The organism is Paenibacillus sp. Soil750 (assembly GCF_001428045.1).
GTDB lineage: Bacteria > Bacillota > Bacilli > Paenibacillales > NBRC-103111 > Paenibacillus_E > Paenibacillus_E allorhizoplanae.
Window position 1 is genome coordinate 359,986 of sequence record NZ_LMSD01000001.1, and the last position, 26,993, is coordinate 386,978.

A 26,993-nucleotide genomic window follows, 5' to 3' on the forward strand; every position below is an offset into this window, starting at 1 on the left:
TAATAATTGGAACTTTATAGAAATTCAAAAGGAGGAGGATAAGGATGACTTACAATACCAAGAAAGTACTTGTTGATGTAGATGGCAAACAGATTCTACAATACTTTAATGAGATCAGTGACCAATATGAGCCGCTTCTGGGTTCAAATGGTGGAATAAAGATGCTGTTGCCAAAAGCCAAAGGATCATTTAGCGGGAGCACGAGTATAACAAAAACCTTTACTAGTAATATGGATGGTTTTGTAATTACAAATGATGGGACATCGGATTTGTCATTTACCATTAATACTGACACGTATGTAGTTAAAGGGGGCGAAGTGTTCGATGCATTTTTTGAACCCTTTAATTCGATTCAAATCAGCACCAATTCTGCATACCGAGCGTACTGTATTCAGCTGACAAATGTACCTAAGAGTAATAACGATGTCACAGCTCCTGATAATGTAACGAATTTAGTAGCTAGTAATGTTACTGCAAATTCGTTGACGCTATCGTGGACTGCTAGTGTTTCAAAAGATGTTGCTGCGTACCAGATTTATAATGGAAACGCTTTGTTAAGTAGTGTAAGTGGAACCACATATAATGTAGCACAGCTTGCAGCTTCTACCTCGTATACCTTCAATATTAAGGCCGTCGATACATCGAATAACATTTCCGATGGTACCCAGCTTACAGTAACGACCTCAGCTATTACACCGCCAAGTAGTGGTATTAGTAGCAAGAATATCACCGCATCAGGTGCAACAATAACATGGCCTGCAGTCGCGGGAGCAGCGTCATATGAGGTATATAATGGTTCTATCTGGCTAGCTAGCACACCAAGTGTCAGTTATATGGTAGTTGGGTTATTAAAAAGTACGAGCTATACGTTAACGATTAAGTCAAAGAATGCTGCTGGAACGGAGTCAACCCTTGGGAATGTGTCATTTACTACAATTGCTTCAGCAACGACAGCACCTTCATTGTATTTATTTACTGATGATCTTCTAGCCACAAACATGACTTCTACGGGAATGCTGTGGGGGGATCGAAGTGGAAACGGTTACAATGTAGGTGTGACCAAAGGGTGGCCGTATGCCAACTCTGAATTTGTTAGAAATATCCATTCAGATGGACTGGATTTCACTTCAGACGTTGTTGTTTCTAATATCGTTTCCAATTTAACACCATTTAGTACAGATGTGTTTACGTGGGAGTTTGAATTTTTGGCTTCTAGCCCGACAACATATTACCTCCAATCTTATCAAATTGATAGTCAAGGTTATGCAATATTTTTTGCAAGTAATAGTGATTTTCACCTGCAAACAACCAATAGTTTATATACTCTATTACCAATGAACTCATCTATTTTTAACAATAAAAAACATCATTTAATTGTTACGAGTGATGGTTTGAACGTAAAAGTTTACGTAGATAATGTATTAATTGGCAGTAATACTACCAATGGCAGAAGCGTGATTATATGTAAATACCTTAGTATCTACAATAAGGATAACGGTGGTAGATTCCGCCGCGTTAGATATTATACACGTGTTTTGACGGATGCAGAAAGAACTGCAAACTATAATGAATGTATGCTTTAATCAACAACTAAATCTGAATAGTAATGGGGTGATGGACAATGGTTTGGGTCAAAAATATTAAAAATATGGCAACAGAAAGAACCGCGTCATATTTAATTGAATTATCGAGATGGGGAATCATACAGGGACTACCTACTAAACCCTATGTAGCTAGCCATTATATGTTAGCGGACAATAATATTCAAGGTATTAATAATGCTTTGCAATACGCGTATAACAACAACTACAGTGAGGCTGTTCTACCAAGAGGCGAATATGCGGTTTGTTATCCAAGAACACTAAATATGGTCAGTCATTTGACATTTAACCTTAACGGCTCGACGATTAAGGTTATTTATGATTCCGATGCTAAATCACCTTTTGACACGACGAATACCTCTAACTTTTATAAGTTTGAAGGTACAGTTCTCTATTTTGATAACGTTATGAACTCTCATTTAATTAATGGGAATATTATTGGCTGCAGAGCAGACAGGAGCTATTCCAATCCAGCTGGTGAGGCAGTTCTCGAAAGTTCATATGGTGTTCAATTCCAAAGAACATCAAGTAATAATTCAATTAGAAATTGCAGTATTGGAGCTTTTACTGGTGACAGTATCAACTTTATTAGTAATTCTTTGAATGAATTAATTGAATTTGACCCGCAATTTACTTTAAATACCATCAACAATGCAACAGGTGCTCTTATACCTGCAACAAATATGTTAACCAGCAAAGCTTTTGAATTACCAGTAATTGAAGGTGGGAAATATTCGGCATTAGTTATTGGTGGTACTGGTTACGATCGTGTGATTGGAAGTATGAATAGCAAAGACTTCGATATGGCGTTCTATAGATCAGACGGTTCGTTTATTGGAAAGATGAAGAATCAACGCGTTTATACGCCTGTTTCAATACCAAAAGGGGCTGCCACATATCGATTTGTTTTTTTTAATGAAACGAATCCAAAAAAAACATTTAATATTAGAATTATCTACGGTGATATCCCTCATCATAACATCATTAGTAATTGTGAAATTTATGGTTGTCAACGAGGGGGAATTCAAGGTGGTGGTTCACATAATATTATTGAATACAATACCATTAGAGATACTGGTAAGGACGGTAGCAATGCGTTTTTAGATGGAGGTACAGTATTTGCTGACCCAACTAGGTACTGTTTCAATCAGGAAGATAATTACGGGGAAGGGGTAATTATTAGGCATAACCGCTTCTATGGAAGCAGCAATGGAATATTTGCTGGTGTATATACGATAAGCATACAAAATAATCATTTCTACAATATGACGGCAAACGGAGTTAACATGTATGCGGTTCAGCATGCAGATATTACGGGCAATTATTTCTATAATTGTGGTAACAATATAGGCTTAATGACTGCTTATATGGAAAATCCTTATATTCATATAACTGGTAATTATATGAAAGGTGGAAGTTTAGGTTTAAGCGGCGCTAAATATAAAGTTAATTTTAGTAATAATTATTTGGTAGACTGTATTAACATGAGCATGCCTACGGAAAATGCGATCTTTCAGAATAATATAATTAGGTTTACTCAATCTTCTCTAGGCTACACGTTATTTATCGTTGATCAGGTAAAGGACTGCATTTTTGAGAACACAATTGCAACGGGGTTTAGACTCGACGCTAAAGTGTATGCATTCGATGGATGTACCTTTGATAATATTGCACTCAGTGCAGGCTCTCGGAATGAAACAACCTTAAGTGAGTTAGTAACTATTGACAAATCTACATTTAAAAATAATGCCTATCTACTGCATGATACTACAGCAGCAAAGCCCAAAAATTTGAAGGTTGCTAATTGTTCCTTTATTGATGCAAGGGTTTGGAATTTAGTTACGAATATGGATAATGTAACTTCGATAACCTTTTTAAAGAACTGCTACTTTCAGATAAATACAAATACAGAGATTTTCGTGAGTCAAAATAACAGCCCAACTTCGGTTACAACTATTTCATTAGAAGATTCTGTCATTGAAATTAATAATCCACAATTTGTGAGACTTCTTACTCAGCTTTGGGGGACTGATTCAACGGTAATTTTATCATTGAAAAGAACATCAATTAGCTATAAAGGATCTTCTACTCCACTTAAATTGGTTTATTATCAATATGCAAATGTGATGAAGAAATTCATTTCAGCTGACAACACATTTACCAATATAACCTTACCAGCTCCAGATTCCATATATATTGGGTATGATGAAACTAAAAAGTATAAACAAACGATTACTTTGACGGCTGATGGAGTGAATTATTCCGCTACAATTATCCACAATTTAACTACGAGTGAGCCCTATGTTTATTGTACATCCTCAACACAAGTTATTCAGCCAATCATTAGAATCGTGGATTCAAATACAATTAAAATCACTTACACACAAAGCTTAAGTTTGAGTGTGACGATTAGTAAAATATAGTATGAAGATTATTAATTATGATGCACCTCATGGTGCTTTTTTTGTTGTAAAGAACAGAAAATTATGATAATGTTCTTTATAAAGAACATTTGTGTAATTATAATAGTGGTGGGGTGTTTATTTGGGAAACCGATATGAAGAATTAGTGTCATTAAGAGGAGTCGCTGCATTAATCGTTTTATTTAGTCATTTTATTTTTGTGATTCCAATGAAGAACGAATCATTTATACCCTACATTAAAATTTTGACAAGTGGGCATTCAGCTGTGATTTTGTTTTTTGTTTTAAGTGGATTCGTGCTTTCTCTCCCCTTTTTTCAAAATACAAAAGTAAGTTATCCGAAGTACTTGATAAGAAGGATATGTCGAATTTACATACCTTATTTAATAATTACGATTTTGGCCTATCTTGCTAAAGTAGCTCTAACTTCGAAAATAGGAATTGTACCTGATATTAGGGGATTAGGTACTTGGAATGATGATACAACTGTGAATAGTTTAATTAATCATTTGCTTTTTCTAGGGGAATATAAATGGTACACGTTCAATATGGTTATTTGGACTTTAGTTCATGAAATGAGAGTATCCATCATATTCCCTTTCATTATGATATTTGTACTTAAGGCTAGTTGGAGATTAAATGTTTTGGCCAGTCTATTATTATCAGGTATTGGGTATATCATGATGCTGAACGTTCCAAGTGCTTTTCATGTACCGCTTTCTACCAACTATTTTGTTACTTTGCATTATACTTCAATGTTTATTATTGGAGCTAATCTGGCAAAGCATAGAGCATCATTATTAAGAATAATAGCTCGATCTAAGACAAAGTATTTATTCCTCCCTGTGGGGTTATTATTCTTTTCTTACCCGCGTATTCCATTTACTATATTTTCAAAGTTAATTGGAAATACAGAATATAATCTATATTTGATTATGATTGATTGGTTTATTACCATCGGGGCTGTTTTGATATTATTGCATGCGTTAGGTGCTAATTATTTCTCGAGATTGTTATTAATGAAACCTGTTCATTATCTAGGCAAAATATCGTTCAGCATGTACTTAATACATGCATTGATTTTATTAATTATGTTGCATATTTTTTATGAGATAATACCAACTCCAGTTATTGTAATTATGTCCCTAATACTAACAATGGTTTCGTCTGCACTTTGTTATAAATTTATTGAAGAACCTGCAATTAAGCTTGGTAAATATCTAACGAATCGCAGGGGGAATTCACGTTTAACTAATCGCGAAGAGTTTTCCAAAAAAATATCTGTTTAAGTCTTCAGAAGGATCGCACTTACGTAACTGCTTATCTTATTATAAATTTATTTTTATAAAATTCCCGAGAAGGATTTGAATTAATTCATGTTAAAAATCGTATTGCTACTGTACGCTACCTTGCTATTTATGTTGCATTCGAATTCAAATGAAACACAAAGTGTGATCACTGTTCCTCAACAAAACACGACTGTTGGATCATCTCAAAATACTGCTTCAGTATCACCACCAAACACAAGCGTTCCTCAACAAGAGGGGCGAATTTATGAGCTTGAATTAAATAGATGGCAAATTCACAATGATAATTCACATGCAACTGAAACAACGGATGGAATCAATAATGCGCTTCAATGGGCACATGAGCAAGGATATACTGTATTTAAGGTCCCGGCAGGTACATATCTTATAGCAAAAGGATCAAATGGCACAGACGATCCACATGGACGTATTAACATGGTTAGTGATATGACATTTTTGCTGGATGATAGAGCTGTTATTCAAAAGGAAAGCAATAACTTTCAAGATTATTCGACGTTATTAGTAAGTGTGGGAGTAAAGAATGTTATCATTCGTGGTGGCACCTATCGAGGCGATCGAGATACACATGATTACTCTAGCGGCGGTACACATGAAAGTGGATATGGTATTTTATTTCAAGGTGCGATTAATTCTAAGATAGATGGCGTTAGGGCAGTAAATTTCACTGGTGACGGCCTTTGCGTTGGTGGTGGTGGCGGGTTTATGCAGGATGTGTATGCAGCTGGTTTTGAGTCGGGAGGATTAAATGATAATGGAGAGCCTATAGCGGACGCTTCGAAAGTTAGAACAAAAGTGAGATATGAGTTAACACACCCATCTTTTGATTGGACACATTCGCTCATTATCGATAATGGGCAGAAGCTTTCACACGGATATGATATTTTTTTCTACCGAGCGGATGGTACCTTTCTTTCAGCACTCAAACAACAAATTCAAGGGCAATATGTTCAAATTCCCGAGGGGGCGAAGACTGCTCAAGTGGCGTTTAATGGGCAGATAACAGAAGGTCAGTATGCGGAAATATGGAATAGAGTACAATCAACCAACATAATTGTTCAAAATTCGGAGTCAGCATTTAACAGAAGACAGGGTTTGACAATCAATGGAGGGAAGAATATTCTCATACAGAACAATTCTTTTCACGATATAGGTGGTAAAGATGGAACTGCGCCGATGGCTGGGATTGATGTCGAAGGCGGGGCGGGTGATAACGGCTTTATAAATGAGAACGTGAGGATTAATAGCAACAAATTTTTTAATAATAATCGATACGATGTAATCTTTTATGATGGTCATGATGGTTACTTAGAAAACAATCATCTAGCTTCTAAGGGAGCAATTGGATTAGCGGTGTCAGATCCTTTTACAGGTACTATAGTCAAGGGAAATCATTTTGACGGGACGAATATCTACGCGAGTCATGATGTGACATTTATTGATAATTCTATGAATGATGCTATGACTGGATTTGAAGGACCTCGTATTCAAATTAACGGAATGACTTTTACTGACTCTCTTTTATCAATAAGCAGCAGTACGGCATATGGAGTAACCGGTTCCGATATTCAAATCAATATTACTAAAAATACAGTAGAGTCCGGTTTAACCATATGGAAAAACCCCGTACATCTTACGGATGTAACGATTCAAGGGGCCCCAGCACTGCGAGCCGTAACAGGTGGTGCGGTGGATGGTAACATATTTGATAATTTAAAGGTTATAGGTTATAACTCAACATACGGCTTAGATCTACCACCTGGCACCTACAATAATTGTGTATTTGAGTCTCCTAAAGATCAAACAGGAGGAGGGCCAAGTATTAATAATGCAGGAACCTACTTGTTTAACGGCTGTTCCTTCAAAGGGGCTGGATTAGGAGCAGGTAACGCTTTGTTAGATTTAACTGTTAGGAACTCAACATTTAATATAACAAAAAATATGTATGCTATTTCAATCAGCGCAGCTAAAAAAGTAGAAATAACTGATAATACGATTGTTGCCTCTGAGGTTAACCGCGAGAATCCGGCAGACATCATTCAATTAAGTTATAACGCACTCAAGGATAAGCCGAATGAAATTCTTCAAGTGGCGGTTAAAGGTAATTCAATAACAACGAATGTTGAAACGGCAGGGATTGCTACATTTAATGCAGGAGTTGGAGCGGGTCCCTTTCTAATTGAGAACAATATTTTGAATATGGCGAGATTGAAACTCAAAGCTAATGACATTGCTAACATGAACGTGGAAAGATAATTTCTTCATACTAGGAAGGAGGACAGGTATTACTGTAATCCTTCCTATATCTTTTGGTGTAAGACTAGAAGGCTCGTCATTATTTTGTTATTGACATGTTCTTTATAAAGAACTACAATGAAAATAAGTCAACACAGCTATATTATGGCTCTTTTTTTTCATACAATCGTTCTTTATAAAGAATAATTGCATGTGGAATGTTCTCTATAATAGGAACAAGGCGGATTAATAGAGTGTCGTTCTTTATAAAGAACAACCTTTCAGCCCATTCCGGTGATGCCTCCTTACCGTTATCAATGGATGCACTCGATCATGCTGTGGGTTTGACAAAACCTTAGACGCGAGTCGTCAAAAGTGTGGTGCGAGGCAGGGTTAGATGCCCTATAGCGTATTAAAGGATTTAATTATATGGTCTTTTTCCAAAGGCCTTATACTTAAGTACTTTAGTGAAAGGGTGAATTTATTTGTCATATCGCCAACGATTATCCTTATTAGTCTTTGTTGACTCTTTTATTGTCTTAACATCGATTTTTGTAAGCCGATTTCTATTGAGCGCAGATCTTCATGTCATAACATTACCTATGGTTGTCAGCTCAATTACACTGCTGCTAAGTCATCATGTGTTTTCATTTCGATACAAGCTTTATAAAAAAGCTTGGGAGCATGCGAGTATTGCAGAATTAATATTTATCGTAAAAGCAGTTAGCTTTTCAATTGTTGTGGTTGCGTGTATTCAGGAAATCATGGCTCAGGATATTTCTTTTCGTTTGCTCGCTGTAACTTGGATGATTCACATTTTGCTCATTGGCGGATCTCGCTTCTGCTGGCGGTTATTTCGGAGTACCTATATTAAGAAAACAGGGAAGAAGCGAACTTTGGTTGTAGGGGCTGGTTCCGCAGGACTAATGGTTGCCAGGCAACTCATTAAGAACAACGATGCAGAGTTAGAACCGGTTGCTTTTATTGATGATAATGCTCGCATTCACAATCTGGATATTCTAGGCATACCTGTTGTAGGCGGGATATCTCAGATTGAACGAACCGTGAAAGAAATGCAAATTGAGAATATTATCATTGCAATTCCTTCTCTAGGGAAACGGGATCTCAATAGTATCGTACAGGAATGCGCCAAAACGACAGCCAAAACTCAAACCCTGCCAATGTTAGAGGATCTTGTAACAGGTAAGCTTTCAGTCAATCAATTCATGGACGTTCATGTTGAGGATCTATTGGGTAGGGAGCCAATCGAGCTCGATATCGCAAGTATTTCTGAGTTTGTTACTCAAAAAGTGGTCTTAGTAACCGGTGCAGGAGGGTCCATTGGCTCTGAAATTTGCCGTCAGGTTTCTAAATTCCAGCCTAGCAAGCTTATCTTACTAGGGCACGGAGAAAACAGTATTTATTCCATCGAAATGGAATTGAAGGACATATGTGAATACGACCAAACGGAATTCATTACCGAAATTGCTGATATTCAGGACTCACGCAAAATGATGGCCGTTATGAATCGACATCGCCCTGATGTCGTGTACCATGCGGCAGCTCATAAGCATGTACCGTTGATGGAACGCAATCCCGAAGAAGCGGTTAAGAACAACGTGATTGGTACGATGAACGTCGCGATTGCAGCAAGCAAGTATGAAGTGAATACCTTCGTCATGATCTCCACGGATAAAGCTGTGAATCCAACGAGTGTTATGGGAGCCACGAAACGAATGGCCGAAATGATTATTCAAGACATGGATAGAAGCAGCAATACGAAGTTCGTAGCCGTCCGATTCGGCAATGTGTTGGGAAGCAGAGGCAGTGTCATTCCAAGGTTCAAGCATCAAATTGAAAAAGGCGGTCCCGTATCGGTCACTCATCCGGATATGATTCGCTATTTCATGACGATTCCGGAAGCATCTCGACTCGTTATGCAAGCTGGTGCATTAGCTAAAGGGGGAGAAATTTTTGTCCTCGATATGGGTGAACCTGTGAAAATAGTCGATCTGGCCAAAAATCTAATCAAACTTTCAGGTAATTCGGTGGAAGATATCGGTATTGAATTTACCGGAATGAGACCCGGAGAAAAGCTTTATGAGGAGCTTTTGAAGGCAGATGAAATCGAAGAACAACAAGTATATCCGAAGATTTATATCGGCAAAACGGCGGACCTATTTATGGAGGAAATCAAAGAAACCATTTCCATTTACAACACATTAGATAAGGATAGCTTAAGAGAGCATTTGCTTAATATTGGAAACAGCAATGTTCTTCTTTTATCCAAGAAACTATCATCTGTAGGCTGAAAAGGAGCAATCATTTATGAAAGTTAGAAAAGCCATTATTCCAGCTGCTGGTCTGGGGACAAGATTCCTACCAGCAACGAAAGCAATGCCGAAGGAAATGCTGCCCATTGTTGATAAACCGACCATTCAATATATTGTTGAGGAAGCTATCGAATCGGGCATCGAAGATATTATTATTGTCACGGGTAAAGGGAAAAGAGCGATCGAAGATCACTTTGATAACTCCTTCGAGCTTGAGCAAAATTTATTAGAAAAACAGAAGTTCGAGCTGCTATCGGAAGTGAAAAAGTCTTCGAATGTAGATATTCATTATATTCGCCAGAAGGAGCCTAAGGGATTAGGGCATGCGATCTGGTGTGCACGTAAATTTATTGGCAATGAGCCATTCGCGGTATTGCTTGGGGATGACATTGTTCGAGCGGATAAGCCATGCTTGCAGCAATTGATGGAACAATATGAGTACCACGACGCATCCATTATAGGCGTGAAGCACGTACCAGACGAAGAGGTGTCCAGATACGGGATTGTGGATGGCTTTGAGTTAGAGAACCGACTACATAGTGTCAATCATCTTGTTGAGAAACCGCTCAAAGAATTAGCACCCTCCAATTTAGCGATCATGGGACGATATATTCTAACACCCAAAATTTTTGAGATTCTCAATAATCAGCAACCCGGAGCTGGAGGCGAAATCCAGTTAACGGATGCGATCGCACAACTCAATCGGATCGAATCGGTGTATGCGTACGAATTTGAAGGTACCCGTTATGATGTTGGGGAGAAAATGGGCTTCATTCAAACGACAATCGAATATGCGTTGCAACGTAAAGAGTTACGATACGGTCTATTGAAATATCTTTCCGAACTTATGGAGAAAGAATTAATTAAATAGGTGATGCCACGATGTCTAGAAAAGTATTGTTTTGCGCAACGGTTGATTATCACTTTAGGGCTTTTCACCTGCCTTACTTGAAATGGTTCAAGGATCAGGGCTTCGAGGTTCATGTTGCTGCGAGTGGGAATATTGAGCTTCCTTATGTTGATGCTAAGTTTGATATTCCGATTCAGAGGTCGCCGCTCCACCGTACGAATCTAGATGCTTATGTGGCGTTGAAGTCCATCCTTGATGAGAACAAGTATGATATTATCCACTGCCATACGCCAATGGGAGGTGTGCTGGCTCGTCTAGCCGCACGGTCTGCCCGTAAGCAGGGGACTAAGGTTATTTATACCGCGCATGGCTTTCATTTTTGCCAAGGTGCTCCTTTGTTTCATTGGCTAGTTTATTATCCATTAGAGAAATTCTTATCTTATTTTACGGATTGTTTGATCACGATCAATGAGGAAGATTACCTGCTTGCTAGGAAACGTAGGTTCCGTGCGAATCAGATTGAGTATGTGCATGGAGTTGGCGTTAATACAACACGGTTTCAACAGATCAACGAACTGCATAGAGCTGAAAGAAAAGTATCCATGGGTTATCAACCAGCGGATATTCTTTTATTTTATGCGGCAGAATTTAATCAGAATAAGAATCAGCAGCAGCTCATACGAGCATTAGCTCATATTCGCAATGAAGTGCCTCATGTCAAACTGTTGCTTGCTGGAGAAGGAGCGCTACAAGTGCAATGTCAAGAGCTTGCTAAAGAGCTTCAGGTTGCTCAACAAGTGGATTTTCTTGGTTATCGACAAGATATAGATCACTTGCTTCCTATGTGTGATATTGCTGTTGCATCCAGTCTGCGTGAAGGTCTGCCGGTGAATATTATGGAAGCGATGGCCTGCGGACTCCCAATCGTTGCAAGTGACAACAGGGGTCACAGAGAACTTGTACATGATGATAATAATGGTTGGCTGACTTCTCCCCATGATCATATAAGAATGGCAGAGAAGCTTCTGCTCTTAGCTGGTGATAAGGAATTGCGAACCCAGTTAGGCTCGAATGGGAGACAAATGGTTGAAGCTAAATACGCCATTGAGCAAGTGTTACATCAGAAAAGCGCAATATATTCTCGATTTATGGACGAAAAGGTGGAGGTCATGTGGGCGATGCAATAAGAATTCTGCATGTCGTTGTCAATATGAATAGGGGGGGAGCAGAGACCCTTCTAATGAATTTATATCGAAATGTAGATCGAACGAAGATTCAATTCGACTTTCTAACTTGCAAACCAGGAGCCTATGATTCGGAGATTACCGAGATGGGAGGGATTATTCATAGAATCCCCTACGTGTCGGATAGTGGACACGCGAAATATATCCAAGCCTTAGATCAATTCTTCGTTAATCATGCAAGCTACAGGATTGTTCATGCTCATATGGATAAAATGAGTGGTTTTGTATTACGTTCAGCCAAGAAGGCTGATATTCCCATTCGCATTGCACATAGTCACAATACAAGCAGTGAAGGCGGCGTAGCGGCTAAAGCTTATAAATGGTTTGCAGGTACATTCATCGCTTCCTGTGCCACTCATTTCCTGGCTTGCTCGAATATGGCAGCACAATGGTTATTCGCTAATCAGCGGAGCAAAGTGATGTTGATGAAGAATGGGATCGAGAGTGAGCAATTTGCGTATTCACCATTGGTAAGAGAGCAAATAAGACGAGAACTGCAGCTTCCTCCTGAGGCATTCGTGCTCGGACATGTTGGCAGGTTCAACCATCAGAAGAACCACGCTTTTCTCATCGACGTATTTGCCCAATTGAATCGAGAGAAACCCAATACGATGCTTGTACTAGCAGGTGATGGACCACTCCGAGAAGAGATGGAGAGAAAAGTGAAGTCTCTTGCTTTGCAGCATAAAGTCAAATTTCTTGGTGTGCGTAGTGATATTGCACATTTACTCCAGGGACTAGATATGTTTGTATTTCCCTCTTTACATGAAGGCTTGCCGGTGACACTCATTGAGGCACAAGGTGCTGGACTACCTTGCATGATCTCGGATGAGATTACGCAGGAAGTGGATATGGGTATTCGATTGGTAGAACGATTGCCGCTAGCTGATAAAGAGATTTGGGTTCATCAAATGAAGGTTGTGATGGCCAGAAACAAATCAAGACGCATTCCTGCTTCATCTTTATCCAACCAGGGGTATGATATCCGCAATACGGCGGCTTGGACCGAAGGTTTTTATCTAGGTATTTCGAGGTGATGAGATGACCAAGCTTACTGTTTTTACACCAACATATAATCGTGCGTACTGTCTTCCGATCTGTTATGAGAATTTAAAAAAGCAAACCTCTAAAGATTTCGTATGGCTCATCATTGACGATGGCTCTACAGATGACACAGAGCAGGTAGTAGCTGGCTGGATCGCAGAAAATGTGATTCAGATCCGATACCACCGTCAGGATAATCAAGGTATGCATGGTGCGCACAATACAGCCTATCAATTGATTGATACAGAACTGAATGTATGCATTGATTCGGATGACTATATGCCACCGAATGCGGTAGAACACATTCTCACTTTCTGGAAGGCACATGGCAGCGAGCAGGTTAGCGGTATTATCGGGCTTGATTCCTTTACGGATGGGCGAATTATTGGTACTAAATTGCCAGTATCACTCAAGCGATCGACGCTTTTTGAGTTGTATAGTAAGCACGGCGTGACAGGTGATAAGAAGCTGGTGTATCGAAGCGAGTTAACACGAGCTTATCCGTACCCCATTTTCGAAAATGAGAAATATGTAGGTCTAGCGTACAAGTATTATAAGTTGGATCAACAGTATGAAATGCTTCTTTTGAACGAAGTACTCTGCTGTGTAGAATACTTACCTGATGGCTCTTCCATGAACATGTTGAGGCAGTATTTGAAAAATCCAAAAGGCTTCGCCTTTTATCGTAAAGAGCTTATGAAACTCCCCCTAGCAAGTGTAATGTTTAAATTTAAACAATCCATACACTTTGTATCCAGCAGCATAATGGCAGGTAATCGCAGATTCATGATGGAATCACCCGCTAAACTCCTCACATTGCTGGCTATCCCTTTTGGTATTCTACTTTATTGGTATGTAAGCAGGAAAACAAGGATCTCATAAGATTCGAAAGGAACCTCTCATGGCAATTATTTGGCTTAACTTAGTCGTTGTCTATCTCGCATCTTACTTTTCCAGACACATAGCCAAGCCTGTTCCTACTGGGTATGGTCAGCTATGGATGAAGCCTAATCAATGGCTGACGGCTATTGTGATGGTAACTTTCGCATTGATAGCGGGACTTCGTAATAACATCGGCGATACGGTTTTTTATATTCACTCTTATAGGATTAGTAATTTTACTTGGGCAGAAGTCATGGCTGAGAAGGATATTGGCTTCGGTATTTTACAAATGATCTTGAAATCAATAACAGATAATCCCCAACCGCTCATTTTTATTACGGCATTAGTAACTAACGTACTTATTGTCTATGTCTTGTACAAGTATTCTAAACTTTTTGAATTAAGTGTGTATATCTACATAACATCAGGTCTCTATATCGTTTCGATGAATGGAATTCGGCAATTTTTGGCTTCGGCTATTGTATTCGCAGCCACTAAATATTTATTCGAAGGAAATTGGAAAAAGTATTTCCTAGTTGTAGTGTTTGCCTCTTTTTTCCATGGAAGTGCCCTCATCCTGATTCCCATTTATTACATTGTCAGAAGAAAAGCTTGGACATCCTCAACCATCGTGCTTCTCGCAGGTTCAGTCATTTTGATAGTTGGTTACAGTGTGATTTCGAATGCAATTTTCTCGGCTATTGCAGATACCCATTATAGTGAGTATCAGAATTTTCAAGAAGGCGGTGCCAACATCATTCGGGTAGCCATAAGTGCGGTGCCGCTGGTATTTGCCTTTTTAGGAAGACACAAACTTAGAGAGATATTTCCATATGGTGATTACGTTGTTAACATGTCGCTATTAAATTTCGTTGTTATGGCTATCGCGACACAAAATTGGATCTTTGCGCGTTTTACGATCTATTTTGGCTTATACAATGTGATCTTAATGTCATGGGTAATTAGTTTATTTGCTAAGAAACAGCAGAAATTAGTCTATTACTTGGTCATCGGTTTTTACTTCGTCTACTTCTATTATGAAAATGTTGTTACCTTGGACATTATTTACAAAAGCGATTTTCTAAAATTCTAACTATCTAGTAGGAGGGTATCTGAATGTCGATTCTTGTAACAGGTGGAGCTGGTTATATTGGGAGTCACACGTGTGTGGAGTTATTGAATGCAGGGTACGAAATCGTTGTTGTTGATAATCTTAGCAATAGCAGTTCGGAATCATTAAGTCGAGTAAAAGAGCTAACGGGAAAGGACTTTGAGTTCTATCCAATTAATTTGTTGCATCGACAGGACTTGGAGAGCGTGTTTAAGCGGCATTCCATAGAAGCTGTGATTCATTTAGCGGGACTGAAGGCTGTCGGCGAGTCGGTTTCCTTGCCATTACGCTACTACCATAATAATATCTCTGGTTCCATTGTACTTTACGAGCTTATGCAGGAGCATGGAGTGAAGAATATCGTATTTAGTTCTTCGGCTACTGTGTATGGGACGTCGGGAAGTGTTCCAATTACAGAAGACTCTCCATTAGGCGCAACTAATGCCTATGGGCGAACAAAGCTGATGATCGAAGAGATGATGAGAGATCTTCATGTATCAGATCCAACTTGGAGTATCGCACTTCTGCGATATTTTAATCCAATTGGGGCACATAGCAGCGGACGATTAGGTGAAGATCCCAATGGGATCCCTAATAATCTGATGCCCTATATCACGCAGGTAGCTGTAGGTGCGCTGAAGGAACTACAGGTATATGGCAATGATTACGCAACATCAGACGGTACAGGTGTAAGAGATTATCTCCATGTGGTAGATCTAGCTCGCGGACATTTGAAAGCGCTAGAGAAGGTCATCGCAACCACAGGGGTTGAGGCGTACAATCTGGGAACGGGACAAGGATATAGTGTATTGGAAATGGTCAAAGCTTTCGAACGCGTAACTGGAAGGAACGTTCCTTATAAGATAACTTCACGCAGGACTGGCGACATCGGTGTATGTTATTCAGACCCAACCAAAGCGGAACGAGAGTTAGGATGGATTGCATACAAGGGTATTGATGAGATGTGTCTGGATTCGTGGCGTTGGCAAACCTACAATCCACAGGGCTATCTAGAGGCGAATGAAGTGGCTGCAAATCTATGAATAAGCAGATTACGAACCAAACTACCCATCAATTCTGTCATATCCGCTACATGTGGATGATCTTAAGGAGGAACAGTTTTGTCAATCGCTAGTGCATGGAATCTAAAGAGATTTCAAAGTTGGATGGCTCTGTTGCGCCAAGGAATGGTTGTATCTACTTGGTCGATAAAGGTATTTCGATCAGACCATTTTATTTCAACGGAGCCACAGTATCAACAATTAACCATTCCTAGTTTGCAAGCTTCTGATGTAACGGATGTGCCCGCGGAATTTGTTGCTGATCCATTCATAATCCAGCATGAATCTGACTATTTTCTTTTCTTTGAAATTTTGAATAAGGCATCTGGTCAAGGGGAGATTGGCGTTGCTACGAGTACAGATGGAATGACATGGAAATATGGTCGTGTCGTGCTGCGTGAGAAATTCCATTTATCGTATCCACAAGTATTTAAACATAATAACGAATTCTTCATGCTGCCTGAAACTGCCGAATCGGATCGGGTAATTTTATATAAAGCCAAGAATTTCCCATTTGAATGGGAGGTACATTGCGATCTGTTGAAGGGCAATTACTTGGATCCATCCCTTGTGCAATATAATGGCAAGTGGTGGATGTTTACAGGGACGGAAGAGGACAATTTTCATGTGTTCTATTCGGATCATTTAGTAGGACCCTGGACGGAGCATCCTCAAAGTCCAATCATTTCAAATAACGATAAGATCAGTAGACCAGGAGGAAGACTGATTATTTCGGATGGATGTGTGCATAGATATACGCAAGCAGATTATCCACATTATGGTGAGTCAGTCCGAGTATTTAAAGTGAATAAGCTAACTGAGCAGGAATATGTGGAAGAAGAGGTTTCCCTTATTTTGAGTGGATCCAAGGAAGAGAAAGATTGGCGCAAGGATGGCATGCATCATATCGACCAACTTTTACTAAAGGATAATAAATGGCTAATTGCCGTGGATGGTCATACGTTTAAAAATATGAATTATATCCTTTGGAAGCTGGACCGAATGAAATCAAAGCTTTTTAGTCAAGTTTAATAGGAGTAGATCCATTATGAAAAGAGTGTTTGATGTCTGTGTTGCTATCTCATTATTACTGCTATTTCTACCGATTATCGGTATCGTTGCCCTTCTAATTAAGCTGAAGCTTGGATCGCCGGTCATCTTTAAGCAGCAAAGACCAGGCTTACATGAAAAGCCAATCAATATATTAAAGCTGCGATCCATGACGGATGCTAGAGATAGTGAGGGTAATCTATTGCCGGATTCAATGAGATTGACTGCTTTTGGCAGTTTTCTTAGAAAATTCAGCCTAGATGAATTGTTACAATTAGTCAATGTGATCAAAGGTGATTTGAGCCTAGTTGGGCCAAGGCCGCTATTGATGGATTATTTATCCCTGTATTCCGAAGAACAAGCGAAGCGGCATCTTGTCCGACCTGGGATTACGGGGTGGGCGCAGGTGCACGGTAGAAATGCAATTTCGTGGGAAGAGAAATTTAAACTCGATATTTGGTACGTAGAGAATAGAAGCTTTATGTTGGATCTCAAAATATTGGTGTTAACGGTTGGCAAAGTCGTGAAATCAGAAGGCGTCAGTCATGGGAATCATGTAACGATGGAGAAATTCTCAGGATCAAATTTGTCATGAAGCGATGTGGACTTGTGTGAATATTGTTGTGATTGGCGAGGGTGGTCATAGCAAGGTTATTAGGGATATTATTCGATCCAAGGAAGCAAATCAAATCGTAGCAATTCTAGATGATAAGTATACGGAATTCATATCCATAGATGGCTTGTATCAGGGGCCAGTCTCCTCAGCCCATCAATTGATTGAACTTGGTTATGAGTTGAAATGGGTGGTTGCTATTGGCAATAACGAACGAAGGAAGTCCATTTTTACGAAATTAGGTCTACCTCATGAGGACTACGCAACCCTTATCCATGAGACAGCCGTCATTAGTCCAAGTGCTTCTCTAGGTCATGGCTCCGTCATTATGGCTAATGCGGTTATTAATGCAGATGCCCATATTGGACACCATACCATTATTAATACGGGATCCATCGTCGAACATGACTGTCGGATTGCGGACTATGTTCATCTTGCACCTAAGGCAACGTTGACAGGTGCTGTTGTGATCAAAGAAGGAAGCATGATAGGAGCAGGAGCGACAATTATCCCTGGGAAACAGGTTGGCGAATGGGCCACAGTAGGAGCGGGAGCTACGGTTATCCGTGATATTCCTTCATTTCGAACAGCAATTGGGACCCCTGCAATACTGATTCAGAATAAAGAGTGATTGAAAGGTGTGGATGAATTTATGTTTGCCAACAAAAAAAGAATCTATCTTTCTCCCCCGCATATGAGTGGTAATGAAATGGCGTTTATCCAGGAGGCTTTTGATACAAATTGGATCGCTCCGCTAGGCCCGCATGTCGATGCCTTCGAGAAAGAGATAGCAAGCCATGTTGGTCTTGTTGATGCGGCAGCAGTTAGTTCGGGTACAGCGGCCATACACTTAGCATTGCGACTATTGGATGTTGCTGAAGGGGATACCGTCTTTTGTTCAAGCCTAACGTTTGTTGCTAGTGCTAATCCGATAGTTTATTTGGGCGCAACACCTGTATTTATTGATTCAGAACCAGAAACCTGGAACATGTCTCCACAGGCATTAGAACGTGCCTTATATGAAGCTGCGCTTAACGGGAAATTGCCCAAAGCGATTATCGTTGTTAATCTATATGGTCAAAGTGCCAAAATGGACGAAATCGTGGCGCTGTGTAAATTATTTCATGTACCCATTATTGAAGACGCGGCAGAATCCTTAGGATCGACCTATAAAGGAAGAGCAAGCGGTTCATTTGGAAAGTTTGGCGTCTATTCCTTTAATGGGAATAAGATTATTTCCACATCAGGCGGCGGCATGTTGGTGTCGAACGATGTGGATGGGCTGAATAAAGCACGCTTTCTAGCTACACAAGCACGAGATTATGCCCTGCATTATCAGCATAGTCAGATGGGTTACAACTATCGGATGAGTAATATATTGGCAGGAGTTGGCCGTGCTCAGCTTGCGGTTTTGGAAGAAAGAGTGATCGCTAGACGAGTTGTATTTGAACGCTATTATCACGCATTAGCCCATTTGCCAGGCATTCAGTTTATGCCGGAGTTACCGAATACAAGGTCGAATCGTTGGTTGACAGCATTGACAGTCGATGCGAAAGAAGCCGGCGTATCCGTGGAGACATTAATAGAACTCCTGGCGGTAGAGAATATCGAGGCTCGTCTCGTTTGGAAGCCGCTGCATATGCAGCCTCTATTTGAAGGGATTGCTTATTATCCACATAGTGACAGCGACAATGTGTCAGAGCGATTATTCCAATCAGGTTTATGTCTGCCTTCGGGTTCAAGTATGACGGAAGAAGAGCAAGATCGGGTCATTACCTGTATTCAGAAATCCATCCTTAAAGCCAAAAGTATTAGTGCTTAACTAATTGGCTTATGAATTTTCGTCTATTTTCATACGATGATGAATTATTTTCTGAAATAGTGTTATTTTCATTTGTGCGTCCAGGCAATCCCGATAGAGGATATAGTTGTAGTCATGCATGAATTTATGGTACCTACGTATCACCTTTCTCCATACGTTTATCCAAAATGAAGTCATGGCATGATTCCTCCCTTCTGTACAAACGTATGAATAAATAGACAAATCTATTCAGTTATTCCTAAATACTGCCTTATTGTTCTTTATTGAGAATTGAGATTGGGGAGGTAATGCGAATGTGCGGAATTGTAGGATATATTGGCAGTCAGGATGCGAAGGAAATACTGGTCAAGGGACTAGAAAAGCTTGAATATCGAGGGTATGATTCTTCGGGTATTGCTATTCTAAACGAGAGCGGCCTACATCTGTATAAAGAAAAAGGTCGAATTGCGGCACTTCGCGAAGTTATTGATTCGGAGCAAGGGGCGCGGATGGGAATTGGTCATACAAGATGGGCAACGCATGGCAAACCAAGTAAGCGCAATGCACATCCTCATCAAAGTCACAATGGTAGATTCACGGTCGTACATAATGGTGTGATTGAGAATTATCAAGAGCTGAAGGAGAACTCCCTTGCTCATATTCCATTCTCTAGTGATACGGACACGGAAGTCATTGTACAAAAGATGGAGCAACTTGTGGAAAGTGGATTATCTGTCGAGGAGGCTTTTCGGCAATTGCTTCTAGCAATTAAAGGTTCATATGCTGTTGCTGTATTAGATAGTCAGGACACAGAAACCATTTATGTTGGCAAAAATAAAAGTCCTTTACTCATCGGTCTTGGATCCGATTTCCATGTTATTGCGAGCGATGCGATGGCGATGCTGCAGCTTACGAATCAATTCGTCGAATTGATGGATGAAGAGATGGTTATTCTTCGCCAGCATTCCAAAACAATTAAGAACTTAGATGGTGAAACGATTCAAAGAAGACCATTTCAAGTAAAACTGGATGCCAGCGATATAGAGAAAGGTTTATACCCGCACTATATGCTCAAGGAGATTGACGAGCAGCCAGTGGTTATTCGCAAGGTAATATCCAAATATCAGGATGGCCAGGGGGGAATCTTGATTGACCCTCAGTTGCGCGAACGTATGACAATGGCGGATCGCATCTATATCATTGCTTGTGGAACCAGTTATCACGCTGGTTTAGTTGGTAAGCAACTGATCGAGAAGATCGCTAACATCCCAGTTGAAGCCCATATCGCCAGCGAGTTTCTGTATAACAGGCCTATCTTGTCCGCGAATCCGCTGTTTATCTTTATTTCGCAGAGCGGCGAAACGGCAGATAGCCGAGGTGTATTGGTTGCGATTAAACAGATAGGGTATCCTACCGTTACGATTACTAACGTACCAGGATCGACACTATCTCGTGAAGCGGATTATACGTTACTCACGCATGCAGGACCAGAGATTGCTGTAGCTTCAACGAAAGCCTACACAGCGCAAATTGCTGTATTAGCGTTGCTTGCCTTCGATAGTGTAAGAGAGAAAGGCATGGAGCAGTTGTATGGTATTAACCCTTTTCATGAGCTGAGTATCGCCGCGAACGCTATGGAAATTCTGATTAATAAGAAAGAGATGATGGAAGAAGTCGTTTGGAAATATCTCACTTCCTCCCGAAATTGTTTCTTCATTGGCAGAGGGGTAGATTATTATGTTGCATTAGAAGGCGCCTTAAAGCTGAAGGAGATATCGTACATCCAAGCTGAAGGGTTCGCAGGTGGGGAACTCAAGCACGGCACAATTGCCTTAGTTGAGGAGGGGACACCTGCCATTGCTCTCATTACACAGTCACATATTCGTGCGAATGTTCGAAGCAATGTGCAAGAAATCATGGCACGTGGTGCCAATGTGTGTATGATTACCATGGAAGGATCAGAGGAGAGAGGCGATCAGATTGTGCTGCCTGCCGTCCAAGAGCTGCTAACCCCTTTGGTGTCAGTGATTCCATTACAATTAATTTCTTATTATGCAGCTAAATATCGGGGCTGTGATATTGATAAGCCCAGAAATCTTGCCAAAAGTGTCACTGTGGAGTGATGATAACGATGATTGGTCACAATATATCGAGTATTCGTAAGCAAAGGGGGTATACATTGTCCGAGCTCTCGGAACGGACAGGTATTTCCAAGTCCTATTTAAGCAACATTGAGAGGAATTTGAAACAGAATCCTTCCATTCATGTAATCGAGAAAATTGCTTTGGTTCTCAAGGTTGATCTGAAAATACTTTTGAAAATTGCTGTAGAAGTGGAAACCAATCAGCAGCTTGATCAAGAATGGATGGATTTTATTGCAGACTTGAAAAAATCAGGCATTAAAAAGGAACGGATCCATGAGTTGAAAATATTGATAGAGTTTATGAAATGGCATAATGACAAAATAACGAGTGTCTGATGAGATCATTTGAACTTATTCATGATAGCGAAGTAAACACTAGCCCCTCAGGGGGCTAGTGTTGTTCTTTATTGGGAACAATATTTGTTCTTTAATAGGAATTCTGTTATACTTATAGGAGCAACTATTACATTTTAAAAGGGAAGATCTAATATGATTGGTAAACGCGTACAACAATTAAGGAAAGAAAAGGGCCTGTCCCTCACAGAATTAGCTGAGCGGGCAGGTGTGGCCAAATCGTATATTAGCAGCCTAGAGCGAGATATCCAAAAGAATCCTTCTATCCAGTTTCTAGAGAAGATTGCAGCTGTACTAAAAGTGCCTGTCGACAGACTTATTGATGATCAAGAAGAGATAGCTGTAGGTGAGCGAGAGTTAGATGAGGAATGGTATGAAATTATTAAAGAAGCAATGACTTCTGGTGTAGATAAGCAGCAATTTCGGGAGTTTTTGGATTTCAATAAATGGAGAATGAAACGGCCTAACGATGAATAGCTAGCATTGCTATGTAAACTTATGGGGACATGCAAGGATCATTTTCATTTGTGATTTGTGCTAGTTTCTTGGGTTGGAAGGGGCTTCTTAAGAATGCGCGGATATCTTCCATGGTAAGTCCCATCTTACGAGCACTCATAATAAGATTGATCCACTCTGCGTCATACTCTTCTATTTCCATTTGCTTTAGCATATTCACAACCGACCCCTCCAAAACTTTCTGTGTAAGATACGCTTTGTATCGTTATATGTATTATCGCATGTTTTTTCTCCGAAATCAATCCCGTTCACATTAAAATTATACAAACTGTATCATGAATCGAGAAGGGGATTATGTATTATTTTGTATGTGATACAAGTCTTTAGACCTAGTTAGGAGGCGGACGCAGCATGGACGATACCCCCTTAAGTCGCAGGTCATTCCTCAAGCATAGTCTATTGGCGGTTGGTTCTCTAGGGATATTAGCGGGGATGAGCGGTGCATATGGTATTTTCGGTGAGCCGAATTGGATCCAGACAACGACGGTCAAACTAGCATACAAGCGTTATCCAGCTTCGTTCGCGGGTATGCGAATCGTACAGTTCAGCGATACCCATATTAGCAAGTATTATGGCTTAGCTCATTTAACTAGATTGGCCCAGCTGCTGCAGCGACAAGAACCTGACATCCTTGTTTTTACTGGCGATTTATTTGATTCCAGACAAGGCGAAATATCGAATGACGTGATTCCCATTCTATCTCAGCTTCATGCGACATATGGGAAATTTGCGGTACTAGGCAATCATGATCTGCGTATGGATGCGACACGAATAACGGAGGTATTGGAGCAATCTGGTTTTAAAGTACTCGTCAATGGAAGCCAGAGAATCAGCCGAGGAGATGAAAGTATTCATATCGTCGGTGTGGATGAGATGTTCCATGGTAAACCTAATCTACCACTCGCCCTAAAAGGGATAGACCAAGATGAATTCGTCCTCTTGCTCGCACATGAGCCTGATTTTGCGGACTTGGCTTCGAGCTATGCTGTCGATTTACAACTTTCCGGCCACAGTCATGGTGGGCAGATTCGTATCCCTTTCTATGGAAGTGTATTCACACCAGACCTAGGCCAGAAGTACTCGATAGGTTTGTATAACTTTGACGGAACGGAGTTCCATGTGTACACCAATCGGGGTATTGGTACGACCTTATTACCGATTCGATTCAATTGCCGACCTGAAATTACTGTATTCGTCCTGGAGACGAAGCTCATATAAATGTAAAACCTCCGCTGCTATGAAAATGAAGCAACGGAGGTTTTATTTGCCTAATAACAGAACCACTTCTTCCAAATATCCAGCGAACTAATAGCTTCATCCGATTCCCAGTCGACATCATTAAAATCTTGATGATTCCAGCTTGCGATAAAATCATTTAATTCGGCATTCACTTCGGTGGGATCGTTGAAAAAATTTGTGAAAAAGTGATAAAAACTATGAGGGCTACTTTGCAAATGATTGTCAGAGTTACTTGTACCTGATGATGCTGACGAATAGGCGGGAAACATAATTGCGCTAGAGAGTAGAAGAATAAAAGGTAGTTTGAGAAATTTAAACATTTTCACGGCCTCCCTTCTTGAATAGTAACTGAAAATTGTTCTTTATTAAGAATTATACAGCAAATAATAGGTTTTGAGAACGGTGAAAGCATAGATCATTTCTTAATTTTATGATACAATATGTAACATGATAGATGAAAAGGGAGTGGTATGCCAATAAAATGATAGCTCCACATATCAATAGATACATATCGTAACATATCCTATGAAACTAATTAAGGTCATGTGAGGTGCTACTCATGCAAGTTGTTCAACCAATTAGAGAACAAGAGAAAATTGAGCAAATTCAGGAAGTGTTGAAAGAACAATCGGTTCGTGACTGGCTGCTTTTCACAATTGGAATTAATTCAGGACTCCATCTTAGTGATATTCTCTATTTAAAAGTAAAAGATGTAACGGATCGAAATATTGTGAGTGTAAGAGAGGAGAAAACGGGGAAAGTAAAGACATTCCAGCTTTCTTCGCAGCTGAAGGCTTATATTAAGGAATATGTCCAATATATGGATGAAGACAATTACTTATTTCCTTCCCAGCGTACAGGTCACCCTATTAAGCGAATTCGTGTTTATCGGATTCTTAATCAGGCTGCAAAGCAGGTAGGCTTAACAGATATAGGTACGCATACCCTTCGTAAGACCTATGGCTATCATTACTACCTCAAAACGAGAAATGTCTCTGTACTTAGAGATTTGTTTAATCAGTCAGCACCATCCGTGACTTTAAAGTATATTGGTGTCAACAACTAATGGAAGGCTGAGCGTTGAGAGCAGCTAGTAATTACTCTAATGAACGCTCAGCCCTAACAAAAGCAATAAATCTTCTTGCTTCCTCGGCAGATAATCGTTTTCCATCCACTGTTAATGAAAACTTCTGTAGTATACCCTCGTCTGTTAAATCCAAATTTTCGACAAAGTCTCGTACATCTTCATCCAAAACCGTTTGTTGATGGTTTGTACGCCCTAGCAAATAATCAATAGAAACATTGAAAAAATTTGCAATCTTATTAATAGTTTCATAATCAGGTTCGCGGCGATTGGTCTCATAGTGAGACAGGGATGCTCTGGAAATACCTATTTTGACGGATAAGTCCTCTTGGGTTAGTCCTCTTTTTTCACGTAAGAGTGCAATTCGATCTCCGTATTTCAGCTTGATCAGTCCTCACTGTTCATAATCATTCAATTATTATATCCACTATCATTAACGAAATATACCAGAAGATAATTATAACAAAGCAGAGATTCATTTGACTAGATACAAAATGTATTTGAAATAATTAATAACCTCTTGATAAGTTACGAAATGTATCATATAATGAATATTATATACATATTGTAACAGGTTACGACATTTAGTCATACATTAAGGGGTGGGAATAGATGATTAATTATGAAAAAGTATTTTGTGTCGAATGCAATGCAATGATGGATAAGTGCTATGCCAAAAAGATTTTTAAGACAGGCTACTACCATACAACAATTCCATTGGCCCATTGTATGAAATGCGAGACCATGCAACCTATTTATTTTCCGAGTTATGTTGAAGGAATGGCTGTTGCGAGTTGGATTTGATCGGATAAGGCGGGAGCAGCATGAGAGACATGAAATGGACTTGTGATCACCAATAAGCCACGTTCTCTTAGTTGGATAAGAGACGTGGCTTATTATTTGTTTTCTTTCTTGTATTTCTATAATCTCGATGATACAATACGTATCTAATAAATAGGGAAGTTAAAGGAGTGACTACATGCGTCGTTGGGTAGTGTACACTGCAGGCTGTCTCTTTGTTGGAATCATCGGGGGGGGATTAGGTGTTTATTGGAAATATGAGCCCGTTCGTCATTTTGAGCAAGTAGATGTGCCCGTTTTAAGCCGACCATCGGTTCCTATTGAGGAAGGAGTGACGGTCATTCAGCCTAAAGTTGCAGTAGAGCCAACACTTCAAGTTACGCAGCAAGTACCTGCTAAACCGATAAAATCATTCAATGTGCTTCTTCTTGGGACAGATGCCAGAGGTGATGAGAACGCTAGATCGGATGTTGTAATCGTTATGCACATTATTCCCAGCACGCGTAAAATCAATATGATTTCCATCCCCAGAGACAGTCGCGTCTACATAGAAGGTGTGGGATACACCAAAATAAACCATGCTCATATCCTTGGTGAGATGCGGGGAGGTAACGAGGAGGGGACGAAAGAAGCGCTTCAAACCGTATCCAATTTTCTAGATGTACCGATCAATTATTACATGAAGACGAATTTTAAAGGTTTTGAGGATTTCATCGATACCATTGGCGGCGTAAATGTAGAGGTTGAAAATGATATATATTTACTTCATTCTGGTGTGACACTACCTCAAGGAAAGCAGCATATTGATGGCAAATTGGCGCTGAGCTTAGCAAGAGAACGATATGCTTTTGCGAATGGAGATTTCGACAGGCAGAGCGAGCAAACACAGCTATTAAAAACAGTTGCGACAGAAATATTAAGACCAGAGCATATTGGAGAAATCGCAGGTTTGTTATCAAAGGTCAAGAAAGATATGGTGGATACCAATTTCCAGGATAACGATATCATTAGCTTAGCCTGGCTGTTTAAAGGAATGACAGCAGATGATTTTACAACCAAGCAAGTTCCTGGCCAAAGTGGCTATGAGATGGATCCTTTAGTCCATTCACGGTTATATTATTGGATTCCGGATATGGTGAAGGTGAAGGAAATCAGCGCTACGTTATTTAAAGATTAAAGTTATGCGGTCAAAAAAGAACCAACTTTCGCACTTTAGATACGATTCGTATCTGAGTGATTGGAATTGTTTTTTAAAAAAATGAACATCGTACGAGAGCCGCTGAT

General features: G+C 39.9%; 25 protein-coding genes. 22 read left to right on the forward strand and 3 right to left on the reverse strand.

All coding sequences use genetic code 11. From position 1 onward, the window contains the following. Positions 1-44 precede the first annotated feature (44 nt). The 18 genes from ASL11_RS01545 (at position 45) to ASL11_RS01630 (ending at position 22,546) form a co-directional block, all read left to right on the forward strand. Entirely contained in the window at positions 45-1,583 is a 1,539-nt protein-coding gene (locus ASL11_RS01545) for a fibronectin type III domain-containing protein (protein ID WP_056608932.1), read from the forward strand. Between the two features lie 38 nt (positions 1,584-1,621). Beyond that, positions 1,622-4,024, forward strand: a complete 2,403-nt coding sequence (locus ASL11_RS01550) for a right-handed parallel beta-helix repeat-containing protein (protein WP_056608936.1) — start codon at positions 1,622-1,624, stop codon at positions 4,022-4,024. A gap of 121 nt (positions 4,025-4,145) precedes the next feature. Continuing rightward, positions 4,146-5,312: an acyltransferase family protein gene (locus ASL11_RS01555; RefSeq protein ID WP_056608937.1), complete on the forward strand. Its 1,167-nt coding sequence runs from the start codon at positions 4,146-4,148 to the stop codon at positions 5,310-5,312. Between the two features lie 87 nt (positions 5,313-5,399). Beyond that, a complete protein-coding gene (locus ASL11_RS01560; protein ID WP_056608939.1) occupies positions 5,400-7,604 on the forward strand; it encodes a right-handed parallel beta-helix repeat-containing protein in 2,205 nt (734 codons plus the stop codon). Between the two features lie 464 nt (positions 7,605-8,068). Next, complete coding sequence (locus ASL11_RS01565) at positions 8,069-9,895, forward strand: polysaccharide biosynthesis protein (protein WP_056608941.1); 1,827 nt, start codon at positions 8,069-8,071, stop codon at positions 9,893-9,895. 16 nt (positions 9,896-9,911) lie between these two features. Then, a complete protein-coding gene (gene galU / locus ASL11_RS01570) occupies positions 9,912-10,787 on the forward strand; it encodes a UTP--glucose-1-phosphate uridylyltransferase GalU (protein ID WP_056608942.1) in 876 nt (291 codons plus the stop codon). Between the two features lie 11 nt (positions 10,788-10,798). Beyond that, on the forward strand, positions 10,799-11,953 hold the full coding sequence (locus tag ASL11_RS01575; RefSeq protein ID WP_056608946.1) for a glycosyltransferase family 4 protein: 1,155 nt from the start codon (positions 10,799-10,801) through the stop codon (positions 11,951-11,953). Continuing rightward, a complete protein-coding gene (locus ASL11_RS01580) occupies positions 11,938-13,047 on the forward strand; it encodes a glycosyltransferase family 1 protein (protein ID WP_056608948.1) in 1,110 nt (369 codons plus the stop codon). Before ASL11_RS01575 ends, ASL11_RS01580 begins: the two co-directional genes overlap by 16 nt. 4 nt (positions 13,048-13,051) lie before the next feature. Beyond that, complete coding sequence (locus tag ASL11_RS01585) at positions 13,052-13,936, forward strand: glycosyltransferase family 2 protein (RefSeq protein ID WP_056608950.1); 885 nt, start codon at positions 13,052-13,054, stop codon at positions 13,934-13,936. Between the two features lie 19 nt (positions 13,937-13,955). Then, complete coding sequence (locus ASL11_RS01590) at positions 13,956-15,029, forward strand: EpsG family protein (RefSeq protein WP_056608952.1); 1,074 nt, start codon at positions 13,956-13,958, stop codon at positions 15,027-15,029. 23 nt (positions 15,030-15,052) lie between these two features. Next, the gene (gene galE / locus ASL11_RS01595) at positions 15,053-16,090 is read left to right on the forward strand and encodes a UDP-glucose 4-epimerase GalE (protein ID WP_056608954.1); all 1,038 of its coding nucleotides are present in this window, start codon (positions 15,053-15,055) and stop codon (positions 16,088-16,090) included. 78 nt (positions 16,091-16,168) lie between these two features. Continuing rightward, the gene (locus ASL11_RS01600) at positions 16,169-17,140 is read left to right on the forward strand and encodes a glucosamine inositolphosphorylceramide transferase family protein (protein WP_056608956.1); all 972 of its coding nucleotides are present in this window, start codon (positions 16,169-16,171) and stop codon (positions 17,138-17,140) included. A 16-nt stretch (positions 17,141-17,156) separates the two neighbouring features. Continuing rightward, complete coding sequence (locus ASL11_RS01605; protein WP_056608959.1) at positions 17,157-17,753, forward strand: sugar transferase; 597 nt, start codon at positions 17,157-17,159, stop codon at positions 17,751-17,753. A 16-nt stretch (positions 17,754-17,769) separates the two neighbouring features. Continuing rightward, a complete protein-coding gene (locus ASL11_RS01610; RefSeq protein ID WP_056609604.1) occupies positions 17,770-18,402 on the forward strand; it encodes an acetyltransferase in 633 nt (210 codons plus the stop codon). Between the two features lie 21 nt (positions 18,403-18,423). After that, positions 18,424-19,593, forward strand: coding sequence for a DegT/DnrJ/EryC1/StrS family aminotransferase (locus tag ASL11_RS01615; protein ID WP_056608961.1), 1,170 nt, complete (start codon positions 18,424-18,426; stop codon positions 19,591-19,593). A 293-nt stretch (positions 19,594-19,886) separates the two neighbouring features. After that, positions 19,887-21,695: a glutamine--fructose-6-phosphate transaminase (isomerizing) gene (gene glmS / locus ASL11_RS01620; protein WP_056608963.1), complete on the forward strand. Its 1,809-nt coding sequence runs from the start codon at positions 19,887-19,889 to the stop codon at positions 21,693-21,695. 8 nt (positions 21,696-21,703) lie between these two features. Further along, the gene (locus tag ASL11_RS01625) at positions 21,704-22,051 is read left to right on the forward strand and encodes a helix-turn-helix domain-containing protein (protein WP_056608965.1); all 348 of its coding nucleotides are present in this window, start codon (positions 21,704-21,706) and stop codon (positions 22,049-22,051) included. Between the two features lie 153 nt (positions 22,052-22,204). Further along, the gene (locus tag ASL11_RS01630) at positions 22,205-22,546 is read left to right on the forward strand and encodes a helix-turn-helix domain-containing protein (protein ID WP_056608967.1); all 342 of its coding nucleotides are present in this window, start codon (positions 22,205-22,207) and stop codon (positions 22,544-22,546) included. 19 nt (positions 22,547-22,565) lie between these two features. Here the strand turns inward: ASL11_RS01630 and ASL11_RS01635 are convergent, their stop codons facing one another. After that, positions 22,566-22,739 carry an anti-repressor SinI family protein gene (locus tag ASL11_RS01635; RefSeq protein WP_235550357.1) on the reverse strand — a complete coding sequence of 58 codons (174 nt, stop codon included), beginning with the start codon at positions 22,737-22,739 and terminating at the stop codon, positions 22,566-22,568. 197 nt (positions 22,740-22,936) lie between these two features. Here ASL11_RS01635 and ASL11_RS01640 point away from each other — a divergent pair, with 197 nt between their 5' ends. Then, a complete protein-coding gene (locus ASL11_RS01640) occupies positions 22,937-23,803 on the forward strand; it encodes a metallophosphoesterase (protein ID WP_056608970.1) in 867 nt (288 codons plus the stop codon). A gap of 50 nt (positions 23,804-23,853) precedes the next feature. Here ASL11_RS01640 and ASL11_RS01645 read toward each other — a convergent pair whose 3' ends face one another. After that, positions 23,854-24,144, reverse strand: coding sequence for a hypothetical protein (locus ASL11_RS01645; protein ID WP_056608972.1), 291 nt, complete (start codon positions 24,142-24,144; stop codon positions 23,854-23,856). 239 nt (positions 24,145-24,383) lie between these two features. On the opposite strand from ASL11_RS01645, the gene ASL11_RS01650 reads away from it, so the two are divergent. Next, positions 24,384-24,890 carry a tyrosine-type recombinase/integrase gene (locus ASL11_RS01650; RefSeq protein ID WP_056608974.1) on the forward strand — a complete coding sequence of 169 codons (507 nt, stop codon included), beginning with the start codon at positions 24,384-24,386 and terminating at the stop codon, positions 24,888-24,890. A gap of 31 nt (positions 24,891-24,921) precedes the next feature. Here the strand turns inward: ASL11_RS01650 and ASL11_RS35555 are convergent, their stop codons facing one another. Further along, positions 24,922-25,290, reverse strand: coding sequence for a helix-turn-helix domain-containing protein (locus ASL11_RS35555; RefSeq protein WP_082595196.1), 369 nt, complete (start codon positions 25,288-25,290; stop codon positions 24,922-24,924). Positions 25,291-25,520: 230 nt separating this feature from the next. On the opposite strand from ASL11_RS35555, the gene ASL11_RS01655 reads away from it, so the two are divergent. Together ASL11_RS01655 and ASL11_RS01660 are read left to right on the forward strand one after the other, a co-directional pair. Continuing rightward, entirely contained in the window at positions 25,521-25,712 is a 192-nt protein-coding gene (locus ASL11_RS01655; RefSeq protein WP_056608976.1) for a hypothetical protein, read from the forward strand. A 175-nt stretch (positions 25,713-25,887) separates the two neighbouring features. Further along, on the forward strand, positions 25,888-26,886 hold the full coding sequence (locus tag ASL11_RS01660) for an LCP family protein (protein ID WP_056608978.1): 999 nt from the start codon (positions 25,888-25,890) through the stop codon (positions 26,884-26,886). Positions 26,887-26,993: the final 107 nt, after the last annotated feature.

Excerpts from the sequence above, each read along its gene's own strand:
- ASL11_RS01645 (WP_056608972.1), bottom strand. The coding sequence starts at position 24,144 with ATGTTTAAATTTCTCAAACTACCTTTTATTCTTCTACTCTCTAGCGCA.
- ASL11_RS01635 (WP_235550357.1), bottom strand. The coding sequence starts at position 22,739 with ATGCTAAAGCAAATGGAAATAGAAGAGTATGACGCAGAGTGGATCAAT.
- ASL11_RS01545 (WP_056608932.1), top strand. The coding sequence starts at position 45 with ATGACTTACAATACCAAGAAAGTACTTGTTGATGTAGATGGCAAACAG.
- ASL11_RS01605 (WP_056608959.1), top strand. The coding sequence starts at position 17,157 with ATGAAAAGAGTGTTTGATGTCTGTGTTGCTATCTCATTATTACTGCTA.
- ASL11_RS01560 (WP_056608939.1), top strand. The coding sequence starts at position 5,400 with ATGTTAAAAATCGTATTGCTACTGTACGCTACCTTGCTATTTATGTTG.
- ASL11_RS01625 (WP_056608965.1), top strand. The coding sequence starts at position 21,704 with ATGATTGGTCACAATATATCGAGTATTCGTAAGCAAAGGGGGTATACA.
- galU (WP_056608942.1), top strand. The coding sequence starts at position 9,912 with ATGAAAGTTAGAAAAGCCATTATTCCAGCTGCTGGTCTGGGGACAAGA.
- ASL11_RS01640 (WP_056608970.1), top strand. The coding sequence starts at position 22,937 with ATGGACGATACCCCCTTAAGTCGCAGGTCATTCCTCAAGCATAGTCTA.
- ASL11_RS01660 (WP_056608978.1), top strand. The coding sequence starts at position 25,888 with ATGCGTCGTTGGGTAGTGTACACTGCAGGCTGTCTCTTTGTTGGAATC.
- ASL11_RS01590 (WP_056608952.1), top strand. The coding sequence starts at position 13,956 with ATGGCAATTATTTGGCTTAACTTAGTCGTTGTCTATCTCGCATCTTAC.
- ASL11_RS01630 (WP_056608967.1), top strand. The coding sequence starts at position 22,205 with ATGATTGGTAAACGCGTACAACAATTAAGGAAAGAAAAGGGCCTGTCC.
- glmS (WP_056608963.1), top strand. The coding sequence starts at position 19,887 with ATGTGCGGAATTGTAGGATATATTGGCAGTCAGGATGCGAAGGAAATA.
- ASL11_RS01575 (WP_056608946.1), top strand. The coding sequence starts at position 10,799 with ATGTCTAGAAAAGTATTGTTTTGCGCAACGGTTGATTATCACTTTAGG.
- ASL11_RS01615 (WP_056608961.1), top strand. The coding sequence starts at position 18,424 with ATGTTTGCCAACAAAAAAAGAATCTATCTTTCTCCCCCGCATATGAGT.
- ASL11_RS01585 (WP_056608950.1), top strand. The coding sequence starts at position 13,052 with ATGACCAAGCTTACTGTTTTTACACCAACATATAATCGTGCGTACTGT.
- ASL11_RS01655 (WP_056608976.1), top strand. The coding sequence starts at position 25,521 with ATGATTAATTATGAAAAAGTATTTTGTGTCGAATGCAATGCAATGATG.
- ASL11_RS01550 (WP_056608936.1), top strand. The coding sequence starts at position 1,622 with ATGGTTTGGGTCAAAAATATTAAAAATATGGCAACAGAAAGAACCGCG.
- galE (WP_056608954.1), top strand. The coding sequence starts at position 15,053 with ATGTCGATTCTTGTAACAGGTGGAGCTGGTTATATTGGGAGTCACACG.
- ASL11_RS01650 (WP_056608974.1), top strand. The coding sequence starts at position 24,384 with ATGCAAGTTGTTCAACCAATTAGAGAACAAGAGAAAATTGAGCAAATT.